The organism is Ruegeria sp. C10 (assembly GCF_056537805.1).
Genome location: NZ_JBQFSC010000001.1, coordinates 283,416 through 298,112 on the forward strand (window position 1 = coordinate 283,416; position 14,697 = coordinate 298,112).

14 protein-coding genes are annotated in these 14,697 nt (G+C 56.4%); 6 read left to right on the forward strand and 8 right to left on the reverse strand.

All coding sequences use genetic code 11. From position 1 onward, the window contains the following. The first annotated feature begins 23 nt into the window (after positions 1-23). Positions 24-743, forward strand: coding sequence for a phosphonate metabolism transcriptional regulator PhnF (gene phnF / locus ACR0DE_RS01345; protein WP_480751277.1), 720 nt, complete (start codon positions 24-26; stop codon positions 741-743). On the opposite strand, the gene ACR0DE_RS01350 is transcribed toward phnF, so the two are convergent. The 5 genes from ACR0DE_RS01350 to phnC form a co-directional block, all read right to left on the reverse strand. Beyond that, complete coding sequence (locus tag ACR0DE_RS01350; RefSeq protein WP_480751281.1) at positions 740-1,357, reverse strand: DapH/DapD/GlmU-related protein; 618 nt, start codon at positions 1,355-1,357, stop codon at positions 740-742. The genes phnF and ACR0DE_RS01350 overlap by 4 nt on opposite strands. Further along, entirely contained in the window at positions 1,357-2,682 is a 1,326-nt protein-coding gene (gene phnE, locus ACR0DE_RS01355; protein WP_480751283.1) for a phosphonate ABC transporter, permease protein PhnE, read from the reverse strand. The genes ACR0DE_RS01350 and phnE (ACR0DE_RS01355) overlap by 1 nt, the downstream gene beginning before the upstream one ends. Beyond that, complete coding sequence (gene phnE / locus ACR0DE_RS01360; protein WP_170635883.1) at positions 2,679-3,554, reverse strand: phosphonate ABC transporter, permease protein PhnE; 876 nt, start codon at positions 3,552-3,554, stop codon at positions 2,679-2,681. The genes phnE (ACR0DE_RS01355) and phnE (ACR0DE_RS01360) overlap by 4 nt, the downstream gene beginning before the upstream one ends. Before the next feature lie 65 nt (positions 3,555-3,619). Continuing rightward, positions 3,620-4,531 carry a phosphonate ABC transporter substrate-binding protein gene (gene phnD, locus ACR0DE_RS01365; protein ID WP_480751285.1) on the reverse strand — a complete coding sequence of 304 codons (912 nt, stop codon included), beginning with the start codon at positions 4,529-4,531 and terminating at the stop codon, positions 3,620-3,622. Between the two features lie 58 nt (positions 4,532-4,589). After that, a complete protein-coding gene (phnC, locus tag ACR0DE_RS01370) occupies positions 4,590-5,405 on the reverse strand; it encodes a phosphonate ABC transporter ATP-binding protein (RefSeq protein WP_170394291.1) in 816 nt (271 codons plus the stop codon). Between the two features lie 218 nt (positions 5,406-5,623). Here phnC and ACR0DE_RS01375 point away from each other — a divergent pair, with 218 nt between their 5' ends. Next, complete coding sequence (locus tag ACR0DE_RS01375) at positions 5,624-5,917, forward strand: hypothetical protein (RefSeq protein WP_480751287.1); 294 nt, start codon at positions 5,624-5,626, stop codon at positions 5,915-5,917. Between the two features lie 86 nt (positions 5,918-6,003). Here ACR0DE_RS01375 and ACR0DE_RS01380 read toward each other — a convergent pair whose 3' ends face one another. Then, positions 6,004-6,390, reverse strand: a complete 387-nt coding sequence (locus ACR0DE_RS01380) for a carboxymuconolactone decarboxylase family protein (RefSeq protein WP_480436495.1) — start codon at positions 6,388-6,390, stop codon at positions 6,004-6,006. A gap of 198 nt (positions 6,391-6,588) precedes the next feature. Beyond that, the gene (locus tag ACR0DE_RS01385; protein WP_170509504.1) at positions 6,589-7,680 is read right to left on the reverse strand and encodes an aromatic ring-hydroxylating oxygenase subunit alpha; all 1,092 of its coding nucleotides are present in this window, start codon (positions 7,678-7,680) and stop codon (positions 6,589-6,591) included. A 214-nt stretch (positions 7,681-7,894) separates the two neighbouring features. Here ACR0DE_RS01385 and ACR0DE_RS01390 point away from each other — a divergent pair, with 214 nt between their 5' ends. From ACR0DE_RS01390 to ACR0DE_RS01405, 4 genes are read left to right on the forward strand one after another with little or no spacing between them, the layout of a single operon-like run. Then, positions 7,895-10,369: an FAD-dependent oxidoreductase gene (locus ACR0DE_RS01390; protein ID WP_480751292.1), complete on the forward strand. Its 2,475-nt coding sequence runs from the start codon at positions 7,895-7,897 to the stop codon at positions 10,367-10,369. A gap of 47 nt (positions 10,370-10,416) precedes the next feature. Continuing rightward, positions 10,417-11,532, forward strand: a complete 1,116-nt coding sequence (locus ACR0DE_RS01395; RefSeq protein ID WP_480751294.1) for a mandelate racemase/muconate lactonizing enzyme family protein — start codon at positions 10,417-10,419, stop codon at positions 11,530-11,532. A gap of 13 nt (positions 11,533-11,545) precedes the next feature. Continuing rightward, the gene (locus tag ACR0DE_RS01400) at positions 11,546-12,649 is read left to right on the forward strand and encodes a mandelate racemase/muconate lactonizing enzyme family protein (RefSeq protein WP_170422940.1); all 1,104 of its coding nucleotides are present in this window, start codon (positions 11,546-11,548) and stop codon (positions 12,647-12,649) included. Positions 12,650-12,678: 29 nt separating this feature from the next. Continuing rightward, positions 12,679-14,040 (forward strand): aminotransferase class III-fold pyridoxal phosphate-dependent enzyme, encoded by a 1,362-nt coding sequence (locus ACR0DE_RS01405; RefSeq protein ID WP_480751297.1) that lies wholly within the window; start codon positions 12,679-12,681, stop codon positions 14,038-14,040. Positions 14,041-14,213: 173 nt separating this feature from the next. On the opposite strand, the gene ACR0DE_RS01410 is transcribed toward ACR0DE_RS01405, so the two are convergent. Next, positions 14,214-14,693 carry an invasion associated locus B family protein gene (locus tag ACR0DE_RS01410; protein ID WP_170407630.1) on the reverse strand — a complete coding sequence of 160 codons (480 nt, stop codon included), beginning with the start codon at positions 14,691-14,693 and terminating at the stop codon, positions 14,214-14,216. Between the last annotated feature and the right edge of the window lie 4 nt (positions 14,694-14,697).

Sequence of the window (14,697 nt, forward strand, 5' to 3'; positions counted from 1 at the left end):
CAGACAGAGGAATTTTGTGAAACTTGCGTGACACTCCCACCAAAACCCCGATCTGGAAGGCCATCGCCGACGCACTTCGCAGCGATATGGCCGAAGGGCGCTATGGCCCGGGTGATAAGCTGCCAACCGAAGCGGCACTGGCAGAGCGGTTCGGTGTGAACCGCCATACGGTGCGTCACGGCATCTCGGCCCTTGTGGATGAGGGCCTAATCCGAACGCGCCGGGGCGCGGGCGCTTTCGTGGCAGCCACGCCCACCGATTACCCCATCGGCTCGCGGGTGCGATTCCATGAAAACCTCATCGCTGCTGGTCGCAGACCAGAAAAGAGGGTGCTTCATGTTGAAGAACGGGCAGCGACCGAGGGCGAGGCCACCGCACTGTCCGTTTCACCCGGTGATCAGATCTGTGCGTATCACGGCCTCTCATTGGCGGATGGACACCCGATTGCCGTGTTCGAAAGCATGTTTCCCCTTGAGCGCCTGCCTGGCATCACTGCTGCGCTGCAAGAGACCAGCAGCGTTACCGAGGCGTTAAACAGGTCGGGCGTCACTGACTATACTCGGGCCTCAACCCGTCTGACGGCCACGCGCGCAACGGCCACTCAAGCTCTGCATCTGCAGGTTTCGGAAGGTGATCCGCTGCTTAGATCATCCGGAGTGAATGTTGACGAACAGGGACAACCGGTTGAATTTGGCCGAACCTGGTTTGTTGGAGATCGGGTGACACTGACCCTTGAGAGCTAAGGTTCGTATTTCTCCAGAAACGCATCAGCCTTCAGAGCACGGAAATCGTCGAGCGCCAACCGCAACTTGTCATGAGACCAATTCCACCAGGCCAAAGCGATCAACCGATCGGCGATGTGTCGTGGCTGACGCAGTCGCAAGGGTCTTGCAGGTGTACCGGCAACAATTGTGTAGGGGTCTACATCCTTCGTCACCAAGGCACCCGCAGCAACAACAGCCCCGTCACCCAGTGTGACCTCGGGCTTTATCATCGCGCCTGCGCCAATCCATGTATCGTTCCCGATATGGACAATTCGGGATTTGCGGTGACTGAAAAACACCTCGTCCCGATCCGCATCGTCCCAATAATCGTTCGAGCGATACAGGAAATGGTGACAGGACGCCGTGTGCAGCGGGTGATCAGTCGCGCCGATCCGCGAAAACGCGGCGATGTTGGCGAACTTACCGACCTTCGCGTTGGCGATGTCGGCATAACGATCGCAATAGCTGTAGTCGCCCATTTTTGTATGTACGACGCGGCTGCCCTTGCCGATTTCAACATAGGCCCCGAACGTGCTTTCGGTAATCTCACATTCGGGGTGAATGCAGGGCTGTTCCGCTGAAAGCCGCGCCATCAGTCTTTCCGCCCGATCAGCTTGCCGCGCAACCAGCCCGAGGCCCAATCCATGAACATCACCATGATGATGATCAGGACGATATAATAGGCAACCTCTTCCCAATCCTTTTGCGTCTGGATGGCTTGTGTCAGCATCAGGCCGATGCCACCTCCGGTGATCGCACCGATGATCGTTGCTGAACGGGTGTTGGATTCGAGGAAATAAAGAACTTGTGCCAGCAACACGGGAACGACCTGCGGGATCACCCCGAACCGGTAACGCTGTAGCGGTTTAGCCCCGGTCGAGGACACCCCTTCGATCTGTTTCTGATCAACGTTTTCCAACGCTTCCGAGAAAATCTTGCCAAACGTACCCGTGTCGGTGATCAGGATGGCCAAGGCCCCCGTCAATGGTCCGGGACCGAAGGCACGTGCCAGAACCACGGTCCAGATCAGAGCATCCACGCCGCGCACAAAGTCGAACAGACGGCGCGTTGCGGCGCGAAGCAGCATGATCGGCGAGAACCGTTTGGCGGCGAGAAAGGCCAGAGGCAGCGCGATCATCGCGGCACCCATCGTGCCCAGAAATGCCATCAGGATCGTTTCTCCGATGGCCCAGGCCACATCCTTATGCCGCCACATCGCGTTGTTCCACCAGTCAGAGATTGCGCCTGCGATATTCGAACGGTTTGGATCGATCTGCGCGCCAAACAGGATCTCTCCAAGCCCATGGCCGTGGTAGGGACTGTCAAGCGTGAACCAGAACAGCTCCCAACCCGGGAAATAGTTGAACACTTCAGTCCGAGCGCCCGTCATGGTGATCCGGCCCTCAGGCGTTGTGACGCCAACACGCCGTTCAGATGCGGAAATCCAGTCGGGCAGTTCAGAGGGCAGATTTGTCGTCAGGCGACGTCCCTTGGCCTGCACTTCGATCAGCTGGAAGTCGGGTATTTCAATCTCGGTCCGGTTGTCAGGCAGGAACCGCACGATATGATTGCGGCCCAGATCGATCGTCGTCACCTCTTCACCCGATACCCAGTCGGGACGTTTACCCTCGGGATAAGTGCCCTTACGCTCGCCTTCAACAGCATAGGTCACCTCACCGCTCCGATTATTGCGTGTGACATGCACTTTGTGTGACCAGCTATCAGAAGCCAGTGTAACGGCGTTGTCCAGATTGGCACGTTGCGCAAGGCCCGGCAGGTCGAAGGCAAAGAAGATGTAGGTGAGATAAACGAGGATCACGACAGGGATGCTAAAGCCGATCAATCGTTTACGCTGAAATAGCTTTTCGGCGTCAAGCTTGGCCCCGTCCAGCCCGAAGTTCCAATCAATAGTGGTCATTGGCCCTGCCCTTCGGTCAGACGGTTGCGGTAGCGGCTGGACACCTGATCGAAGAATACGATGGTGCTGAATAGCAGGATGAAAATCGCGCCGGCCTCGTCAAAACGACCCGGACCCCAAGCCATGGCATTGCGCAGTTCGTAACCCAACCCTCCCGCGCCGACGAAGCCCAGGATGGCAGAGGCGCGAATATTGATCTCAAATCGCAGCAACGTGTAGCTGATATAGTTTGGCGCGACCTGTGGCAGGATACCCAGCATCATCTGTTTCGACCAAGTCGCCCCGGTCGAAGCCAACCCCTCAACCGGTTTCAGATCCGCGTTTTCGGACACTTCCGAGAACATTTTGCCAAGCGCCCCAGCGGTGTGGATTGAGATGGCGATCATCGCCGGCACCGGCCCGCCGCCAAGGACAAAGATCAGCACAAGCGCGATAACGATTTCCGGCACTGCGCGCATAACATCCGAGATACGCCGGAAGACCGGGATCAATCGCGGCCATTTCGCCAGCCCGCGTGTGCCGAGAAGCGACAGGATCAGGCCACCGATGGCCCCGATCAACGTGGAAACTGCGGCAATGTTCACCGTCTCAACCAGTGCAGGGAAGTACTTCACGATCAGGCCAGGCAGATCGGCCCGCTTTTCCCAAGCTTCAGACAGCACATCCGCCGGGTAATCACCGATCTGATGCAATCCGTCCCAGAACCCACCCGCGTTTCGGGAATCCGCAATGTTGAAACCTGATACCATCAGGACCACAAAGATCAGCAGCGTCAGCCCGCCATAAAGCCTGCGCTTGTGAACTTGTGCCATATAGCTGGATTGAATGGTCTCAACGCCGCCTGGCGCCGCACCGATTGATAAATCTGCCATCCCGAGCCCCGAATGAATAAAGACCGGCAACCCCAATGGGTTGCCGGAAACGTCATGTGCGCGCGTTAGCCACCGATTTTGGCTTTGCGGGCCTCAACAATCGAGATGTAGGTGTCATGCGATACCGGCTGGAAACCCAGCGTCTCGCCTGCCGCCACACCATAAGCGCAATCGGGGTCACGCTCGTGCAGACCATCGACAAGATCTGTCATGGTCGCACGGACATCGGCAGGCAACGCCTTGCGCAGAACCACAGGGCCTTCGGGGATAACGTTCGATTTCCAGATCTGGACCATGTCGTTCATGTCGACAAGACCTGCGTCAACCGCTTTGCGCAGGGCACCAGAATTGTATCCATCTTCCCAGTTGCCCTGACCATCGGCCCAGGTCACACCACCATCAATGTCGCCATTATTCACAGCGACGATGGTCTGCTCGTGGCCACCAGTGAATTTGACCTCACCGAAATACTCACCCGACTCCATGGTGATACCTTCTTTGTATTGCGGGATTTCGATCGACGGGATCAGATAACCTGAGGTCGAGTTCGGATCACCAAACCCAAACACTTTGCCTTTCATGTCGTCCAGTGAGGTGACGCCACTATCCTTACGGGCGAACCCGATCGAGTGATACCCGATTGAACCATCCACATTGACCTTGATCAGAACGGGCTCAACTGCTTCGGGGTCTTGCAGATAGGTGGCCGCGTAAGAAGAGGCACCCAGCCATGCCATGTCGAGTGTACCGCCCAACAGGCCCTGTATCACACCGTTGTAGTCCGCCGGGGCGAATAGCTTGGTCTCAACGCCTAACGCCTCAGAGGTATAGTCTGCAAGACACTGGTACGAGTTCATGCGGTCCTGGGCATTTTCGCCACCGAGGATGCCAATGCGAAACTCGGTGATTTCTTCGGCAAAAGCAGCAGTGCTCAATACAGTCGTGGCGGCAAACGCCAGTGCGAGGGTCTTTTTCATCATTTTCTCCGTTCGGTTAGATGAAGGTGGCCCGCGACGGACGCGGGGGGAAACTGGCTCAGACGTAGGCTTCCGCTTCGCGGACCTCGGGCCTGTCCAGTGTTTCGATCTCGGTCGAGGTTGCGGCCTCGGAAAAGTCTGCGCCTGCACCGTAGATGTCGCGCGCTACGCCCGTGGTCAGCTGCGCAGGGGTGCCGTCGAACACAATCCGACCATCACGCATTCCGATGACCCGGTCGCAGTAGCGACGCGCGGTATCCAATGTGTGCAGATTAGCAATGACCATACGGCCGTCTTCTTCGTGAATGGCCCGCAGCGACTGCATCACAACCTGTGCATTCATTGGGTCCAGCGAGGCGATCGGCTCATCCGCCAGAATGATCTTCGGGTCCTGCATCAATGCGCGGGCGATGGCGACGCGTTGCTGCTGGCCGCCTGATAAGGCTTCGGCTCGCTTGGGTGCTTGCTCGGCAATGCCTAGCCGATCCAGAATTTCAATCGCCTTATGAATATCCGACCGCGGGTACAGGTTGAACATCGTCGAAAAGGTCGATTGCCTGTTCAGCGTGCCATGCAAAACGTTCGAGACGACATCCATGCGCGGTACAAGATTGAACTGCTGGAAGATCATCGCACAGCGCGATTGCCATTCGCGTTTGGCAGCACCGCGAAGCGCAGAGATCTCTTCGCCTTCAAAAGTAATTGTGCCGGTCGTTGCATCGCTCAGACGGTTGACCATGCGCAAAAGCGTGGATTTTCCAGCCCCGGAGCTGCCTATAATCCCGATCATGGTTGGCTTGTCGACAACGATATTCGCCGAATCCACGGCCCGTTTGTCACCAAACTTTTTGGTTAGCTTTTCAATTCTCAGCATATCGCCCCCATCGTTGCGAGGCGGATAGAACGTCAAAACAAAAGCTTCGTGACGCTTTTGAATCGTTTCGTTTACATCTACGCGAAAGATTTGTGACAGGCGCGATGATTGCCTAGTTCTGCAGTGTGTGGCGTTTCTCGCAGGACTCTGCGCGAGTTTTATCCACAGGGCGTCATAAAACTGTTACGCTTGAGCGCAGAAAGAACTAACCTTCACCTATGACCCGTCTTCATGCCAGCCTTCTTCTTCTATGCCTTGTGGTGCCTTCTACTGCGCAGTCTAAAATGGTGGATGTCAGCTGTGATGACAGCGCGCGGATGGCACAGACACTGAAACAGGTTCTGGGGGCCGAACGTCAGGGCATGGGTTTGCGCGATCCCGAAACGATGCTGGAGGTTTGGGTCAAACGCACAAGCGGAGACTGGATGATCGTTCAGAACTACGCCAACGGCACTTCATGCATCGTCGCGATGGGGGACCATTGGCAAGGTGAGGTGCCAGACCCGGCTTAGGCAGGTGTCAGCAGACCGCGCGAACTGCAGACGCGCAATCTCGCTGATTGTGTCGTTCCTTCTGAAGATCTCGCGAAGGGATCAGGTCAGTCCAGCAGCCCACGTTCGGTCAGGACTTTGCGCGCGACACGGAAGCATTCAAGAGATTGCGGGACGCCACAATAAATGCCAATCACATGAATGATTGATCGGATTTCCTCTTTGGTGACACCATTGTTCAACGCGCCGTTACAGTGGATTTCCCATTCATGCATCTTGCCGAGTGCCCCAATCATAGCGAGGTTCATCATCGAACGGGTCTTGTGATCGATCGTGTCATCCCCCCAGCCGAAGCCCCAGCACCAAGCAGTCATGTTCTCTTGGAATGAGCGGGTAAAATCATCCGCCGCTGCCAGGTTCTTCTCAACATACTCGGCGCCCAGCGTCGACTTGCGCTGCTTCAGGCCATGTTCAAACAGGTTATCGTCCATCATTCTCTCCTCAGGTGAAACGACCGATCTGCAACTTAGTCGGTCCTGGCTCGATATACCGCTAAAGCCGCCGCCCCTGTCTTACAACCAGCCCCACCACCGAAGGCAAGGGGCTCGATCGCGTCGTTGTGGTCGGGTGTGCCCTTTGGCACAGCGTTGGCTTCGGTGATGTCTTATCTGGCCCATCCACAGCACGTAACGTTATTCAATCGCCTCGCGCATCCATTGTTGAAGCTTCGCAACGGAATGCTCGCTCATGACGCCACAGGCCGGATCAAGCACAAGCGGTCCCGGTTTGTACCCTTTGGATTTCAGGCCGCGGTGAACGGATTCCACTAACCGAATATCCTCGGCCACAGTCGTTTCGCGATCCTGAGTGGCAAGGCCACGGATCACGTCGCTTTCATGACCGCCTTCTGTGTACCACCCGCGCCAGACGGTACAGCTGTCCACTGTATTTGCCCGCCAATGATAGGTGTTCAGAACATTTCCTGGATAGCATTGGAACGAGAACATCGGCCACAGGAACCAGCTTTGATAGTCGCCCGCGTGCATGTTGCTTTCCAGATCAATCGGATAGGTCATCTTTTCGAGGCTTTGGCACTCGGTCGTGTGACGCAGCACGTAACCTCCCGACACATCGGGCTGAATGTCATAGGTTTCCGGTTTGATCACGCCTTCGGCAAAGGTCGGGTGATTAGTTGGGCAGTGATAGCATTCCGAGTAATTCTCGATCGAAACCTTCCAATTGCAGTTTTCGGGAATTTCCACCCACTCTAAGGGGGCCAGAGCGTTAGTGTTCGGCACGAACTCAGACAACTCGTCCCGGACACCGGGATACCATTCGTCCATCGTTGCCGCGTTATCGTCCAAATTGACAAAGATGAACCCGAGGAAGTCTTCGGTCCGTACTTCGGTCAGACAAATTTTCGCGCGATCAAAACCGGGAACTTTCTTGATGTTCGGTCCAGACCGCAGGCCGCCGGTAAGCTCATAGGTCCACTGATGATAGGGACAAACCACTACACGGGTATTCCCGGTTCCGGTCACCATTTCATGCGCACGATGCTGGCACACGTTGTAGAAAGTCCTGACAAGATTGTCGCGTCCGCGAATGGCAAAAAGGTTCTGACCAGCGATTTCGAACGCAAAGTAATCGCCTACATTTGGGATATCTGCCGCATGACCTGCGTATTGCCAAGTTCTGCACAACAGGCCGTTCATCTCTTTGTCGAATATGTCAGGATCCGTATAGTACCGGGCCTCGAGCGAGTGGGTTGGCAGGACAGTCATATTTTTTCTCCTGATACAAGCCGAGCTGGTGTTTCAGTCAAAAAGATCGCGTCAGGATTCGTAACATCCGTACGCGTCAGAATACCACTTGAAACATCTGTACCGCACATTGCTTACCTCGGTATGTACATTTGTGCCATTTTTAATTGACAGTGGTACATATGTAGCAATAGGAAGTCCACAGAATTCCATGTCTCGGAAACAGGAAGTTGCGATGTCTAAAAAGGAACTGCCTGCACGCGCAAAGGTCGTCATTGTCGGCGGTGGCGTCATGGGTTGCGGACTGGCCTATCACCTGGGCCATGAAGGTTGGGGCGAAGACACGGTGCTGTTGGAAAAGGCCGAGTTAACTTCGGGCTCCACCTGGCATGCCGCTGGTCAGATTACTCACTCCACCAGTTCCTACGGGTTGGGCAAGATGGTCGACTATAACATTGGCCTCTATTCCAAGACACTTGAGGAAGAAACCGGTCAAGCGGTCACGTGGCACGGCTGCGGTTCATTCCGTCTGGCCTATACCGAGGATGAGATGGACTGGCTGCGCCACACATTATCAGTTGGCCGAGCGCTGGGGTTCAACATCGAGTTGGTAGGGCCTGACTTCATAGCTGAAATGCACCCCTACTATAACCTCGACGGTGTCATTGGCGCGCTTTATACGCCAGATGACGGTCACGTTGATCCTTCGAACGTGACTATGGCCATGGCCGCTGGCGCCCGTCAGAAAGGTGTGAAGATTTTCCGCCACTGTCGCGCGACCAACATTACCCAGAACGATGCAGGTGAATGGGTGGTGGAAACCGAACAAGGCGCCATCACCTGCGAACACGTCGTTAATGCAGGCGGCACCTATGCCCGTCAGATGGGCGAATGGTCGAACCTGCAATTACCCATGACCTCGATGACCCATCATTATTTTGTCACTGAAGATGTGCCTGAATTCAAAGACCTGATAACTGAGCTGCCGGTGATCCGCGATGACAAGATGGTTTCGGGCTATATCCGCATGGAACAGAAAAAGGGCCTGATCGGGATCTATGAAAAGGAGAACTCGAACTCTGTCTGGCATGATGAATGCCCATGGGAGTACGAAAACTGGCTGTTCGAGGCGGATTATGACCGTGTCATGCCTTGGCTGGAAAACTCATTGGAACGGATGCCGATCTTTTCTGAACTGGGCATCACCCGCGAAGTCCATGGAGCAATCAGCCATCCGCCAGATGGCAACCCAATGGTCGGCCCCGCACCGGGCGTAAAGAATTACTGGTGCTGCTGTGGCACGCAGATCGGCATCGGTTGGGGGCCTGGTCTGACCCGTGAACTGGCCAAATGGATGGTACACGGTGCTGCTGATATCAATATGCGTGACTATGATCCGCGCCGCTTTGGCAGCTATGCCAAGAAAGACTGGCAGGTCATCAAGGCGCATGAGGATTACAAGCTACGGCACGAGATCCCCTTTCCGCATTTCAATCGTCTTGAAGGGCGTCCGATCAAACCCTCGCCGCTTTATGAAATCCTCAAGGAAAAGGGCGCGGTCTATGAAGAGGTTTTTGGCCACGAGCGCCCGCGATGGTTCGCGCGCAATGGTGTTGAACAGCGTGACCACTATTCGTTCCGCCGCAACGAAGTCTTCGACATGGTTGCGCTGGAATGCCAAGCCGTGCGTGAGCGTGTTGGTATCATGGACGTGACCGCGTTCACCAAAGTCGAAGTTTCAGGCCCCGATGCCTATGCCTATCTTGACCATCTGACGGCCAACAAGATGCCGCAGAAAGACGGCTCGATCACGCTGACCCACTTTTTGAATCGCCGAGGCAGGATCGAGCTTGAGACGACCATCGTTCGCATGGCTGAAGATCGGTTCTACCTTGTATGTGCCGCCTTCTTCGAACAACGCCTTGTCGATCACCTGAACCAGAACCTCACGGGAGAGACAGTCTTTGTCAAAACGCTCTCCGAAGATTGGTCGGCTTTGTCCCTGAACGGGCCAAATTCCCGCGAGGTGCTGGCCAGATGCACCGACGCGGACCTGTCCAACGCCGGGTTCCGCTGGCTGTCGGCTCAGGAAATCACCATCGCGGGGCACAAGGTCTGGGCCTTTCGCATGTCCTATGCGGGCGAGTTGGGTTGGGAATTCCACATGCCGGATGAAGCCTGCGTTGACGTCTACAACGCACTGTGGGCTGCCGGCGAGGAATTTGGCATCGAAAACTACGGCTCGTTTGCGATGAACAGCCTGCGCATGGAAAAAGCATTCCCCGGTGTTGGAGAACTGACCAACGAGGTCACGCTGCCAGAGGCCAATGTCAGCCGGTTCTTCAAGCTGGACAAAGAATATCTAGGTGTCGAAGCAACGCGCGCCAGTGCCGCTCAGTCTGAGGCGGGCGAGATGCCTTGGATTTGCGCCTATTTGGAGATCGAACCGGATGGGGTCGAAGATGGTCATGGGGGCGAGGCTATTCGGATCAAAGGCGAGGTTGTCGGTGCAATAGCCTCGGTCGCCTATGGCCACAGCGTCGGCAAAATCCTCGCCTTTGCTTACGTCAAGCCACACGTGAATGTTCCGGGCACAGAGATCGAAGTAGTTATCGCTGGTGTACCCCGCAAAGGGCGTGTCCTCGGCGAAGCAGCCTATGATCCGAAATCCGAACGCCCACGCACGGACGCAGTTCGTGAACTGGCGTGATCTGAAAACCAGAGCATCGGCCATCGCGGAAGCCCAATGGTGACGCCTTGAAGATAACCCGTATCCGTGTGTTCAAAACCCCCCTGCCCTATGTCGGCGGATCATACGGCTGGGGCGCGGGCAACGCGATCACAACGTCGATGTCTTCGGTAGTGGTGATCGACACGGATGCGGGTCTACAGGGCTGCGGCGAGTTTGCCCCATGCGGCGAGAACTACATGATCGCCCATTCCGAAGGCGTCGAGGCCTTTGCCCGCCTCGTCGCCCCGCGCTTGCTGGGGGAAGATCCCCGCCAGCTGTCCAAGATCGAACGGTTGATGGATGGCACGGTCCAAGGTCACGGCTACGCCAAAGCGCCCTTTGATGCAGCGTGTTGGGATATTCTGGGACGGTCCACCGGACAACCTGTTTGGATGCTGATGGGCGGCAAACTCACCGATGGTGCGCCGATGTACCGGGTTGTGCCGCAGAAGCCTGTCTTGGAAGAAACCATCGCCGAGATGGGGCAGCACCGCGCAGCGGGATACCGGCAGTTCCAGATCAAGGTAGGTGGCGACTGGGTGACCGATATCGACCGTATCCGCGAAGGCGTGCCCCTGCTGAAGCCCGGTGAAAAGGCGATGGCAGACGCCAATCAGGGTTGGCGCGTTGACAACGCCATCCGTGTGGCCCGGGCAACCCGAGATCTGGACTTTATCCTTGAACAACCCTGCCACAGCTATGACGAATGCCAGCAGGTGCGCCGCGTAGCCGAGCAACCGATGAAGCTGGATGAATGTGTGACCGGGATCGACATGGCCCGGCGTATTGTAAACGATCGGGGTGCCGAAATTTGCTGTCTGAAGATTTCAAACCTTGGTGGGCTGTCCAAAGCCCGCCGGGTGCGTGATTTCCTGATTGATCACGGTATTCCGGTTGTCTCCGAGGACACATGGGGCGGGCAGATCACCACCGCTGCGGTCGCCCATTTTGCGGCCTCAACACCCCAAGAGATGCTGATCAACTCGACCGATCTGATGAACTACAACACACAAAACACCGGGATTGGCGGCCCCACAGTAAGGGACGGTAAACTCTATGCCACAGATACTCCGGGGCTTGGGGTGACGCCGGACTTTGACAGCCTTGGCCCACCTGTCGCAACCTACGAATCCTGCGCCTGATGGAAACCGCCTGATGAAGATAACCCGCATCACCGCCTGGGAAGTCCCGTTGACCTCGCATGACACCTATTACATGGCTGAGGGCAAGACCTGCGATACGACGGTTTCAGTGGTTGTCCGCCTGGATACCGACACCGGCGCATCGGGCTGGGGAGAGGTTTGTCCGATCCCGCATTATTTACCCGCCTATGCCAAGGGCGTGGTTCCAGCACTTGAAGAGATGGCACCCGTTCTCATCGGCGCTAACCCGGTTGGTCCCGAAGCGCTGATGGAGCGCCTTAATAAGCATCTGATCGGGCATGGCTACGCCAAGTCAGCGATCGATACAGCGCTTTGGGACCTGACCGCACAGGCAGCCGACCTACCGCTTTACGCTTTGCTCGGTGGGCGGGCGGTCGCGGATTTGCCGCTGTATCACTCGATCACCTGTATCACACCAGAGGAAATGGCGCGCATGGCGCGCGATGCCTTTGATCAGGGCATGCGACAGTTTCAGGTGAAGCTGGGCGCGGACGACAACTGGGAAGCCGACGTTGCTCGTTTGATTCAGGTGCGCGAGACTGTGGGTGATGGCCCGTTGGTTTATGGAGACTGGAACTGCGGGTCAGATACGCTGACCGCCACACGAGTTGGCCGCGCTGTCTCGCATCTGGACATAATGCTGGAACAACCTTGCGCCACGATCGAGGAATGCGCCCATGTACGAGCAGCCACGGGTCTGCCGATGAAGCTGGACGAAAGTGCCTGTGACATTCATTCGATACTGGCTGGACACCGCGCTGGCTGCATGGATGCTGCCGCGCTGAAACTGTCGAAGATGGGCGGCCTTTCGACGATGCGTCAAATCCGCGATCTCTGCCTGTCGCTTGGCACGCAGATGTGCATCGAGGACACTTGGGGCAGCGATGTTACGACGGCCGCCTCGCTGCATCTTGCAGCCTCAACCCCAGCGCGCGGCATCATGAATACCTGCGATTTGTCCCACTATGTCAAACCGCGTCTCGATCCGAATGCACCTAGCCGCCGGAACGGCCGCATCGCCCCACCCGAAGGCCCCGGCCTTGGCGTCACGCCTGATGCAGACGCTTTGGGCCAGCCAGTAACCATCATCGATTGATCCCAACCCCGCACGCCAAGAGGCCTGTTATGGAAGACTTCAGCAACGCCTACCCCTCCCATGATCCCGAATGGGTCAAAGACATGCACGCGGATCATTATCTGCAAAGCTGGTCTAAACAGGGCAGCCGCCCGCGTGTCATCACCGGCGCGCAGGGCAGCTGGTTCTGGGACAGCGAAGGTAAACGCTACCTCGATTTCCAAAGCCAACTTGTGAACGCCAATATGGGTCATCAGCACCCCAAGATCGTACAAGCGATTAAGGATCAGGCGGACAAGCTTTGTTATATCGGCCCGGCCATGGGCTCGGATGTTCGATCAGAACTCGCGGCAATCATGACCGAGATCACGCCTGCCAACATCTCATCAACCTTTTTTACAACAGGAGGGTCCGCCGCCAATGAAACCGCGATCCGTTTGGCGCGGCATTACACCGGTCGGACAAAGATCATTGCCCGCTACCGTTCCTATCACGGAGCAACCGGAGGCACGCTGTCGCTGACGGGCGATCCACGTCACCATCTGACCCGCGCCGATATGCCGGGCATCGTGCGGATGCTTGATCCTTACGTCTATCGGTTACCAACGGGCCACAAAGACCCGGCCCAGTGCCCGGTCGCCCAAGGCGGGCCGCATCTGGAAGAAATCCTGATGTATGAAAACCCCAACACCGTGGCCGCTGTCATTCTGGAACCTATTGTCGGCACAAACGGGATCATCGTGCCACCCGACGGATATCTGCAATCTATTAAGGCAACCTGCGAAAAATACGGCATCCTACTGATCGCGGATGAGGTCATGGCCGGGTTTGGCCGGACCGGAAAATGGTTCGCCGTCGATCAGTGGGGTGTTCAGCCGGACATCATTTGTTCGGCCAAGGGCATCAACTCGGGTTACGTGCCGCTTGGCACCATGTCCGTCAGTACCGAGCTGCATGACTGGCTGCGCGATTACCCATTGCCCGGAGGCCTGACTTATGCCGGCCATCCGCTGGCCTGCGCATCTGGCATTGCCGCGATCCGAGCCATGCAGGAAGAAGGCACGCTGGCCCACGCCACCGCGATGGGGGAAAAGATGCGCGCAGAGCTGCACAAGCTGGCAAAGAAACACCCCTCGATCGGGGATATTCGCGGCAAGGGCATGTTCAACGGCATCGAACTGGTCAAGAACCGCGACACTCGCGAACCGCTGGTGCCATTTGCTGCCAAAGGCGAAGACGCCAGACCCATGAGCGAGATGATGAGCTTTGCGATGAACGAAGGCCTCTACCTGTCCTTCTTCTCGAACGTGATCCGCCTGACCCCACCGCTCAACATCAGTGAAGACGACCTGATGACAGGGCTGGCGATTCTGGACCGCACCCTCGACATCGCCGACCGGGAGTGTCTCTGAGAACTAGTCGGCGCGAACGATCGCATTTCGGAAATCCAAAGCCATCACATAGCCCTACGCCGCAGCCTCCGCTCGTTGCGAGTGCAATCACAAAATGAACGCTCTGGTCAGACCCTTCTACGCGTTGCTAACCAAGAAGGCCTGTGCGGCCTTCTGGAAGGAAGGCCAGGCAATCACGGCAGCATATCGGATATTCTGCTAAATCCCGCCAGATCGAAACCAAAGGAAATCGGATCGCCGACCCGGTTTACGCTTTCAATACTCAACAGATTGCCAGCGCGCATCTTTGACATCCAGTCCTGAGAAACAGGAGAACGGGCAAAACAACCCTGTGCTTCGCAGGTTAGAAAATCCAGCCGCGCGATCTCGGCATCATCCACTTTAGCAATCAGCCCTTCAGAGAACAGCAGGCCAAATGGCAGTGTCAGCACCGCTTCGATCTCGTCTCTGCCGGCAGGTTTGACGAACGCAATCGAGGCAAGCCTTTGATTGTTCTCGGTTAAGATAATGGTCTGGGTCATTTCACAAATCAATTCAGTTCCGTTGACCTGATTGCTGCAGTTGACCGACCACAATGGCGCTTCGTTTTCCTGTGCGCCAAGTTGAGTTGTCAAACCGAACGACGCCACCAAAGCGTAGATCCAAGTTTTCATACTG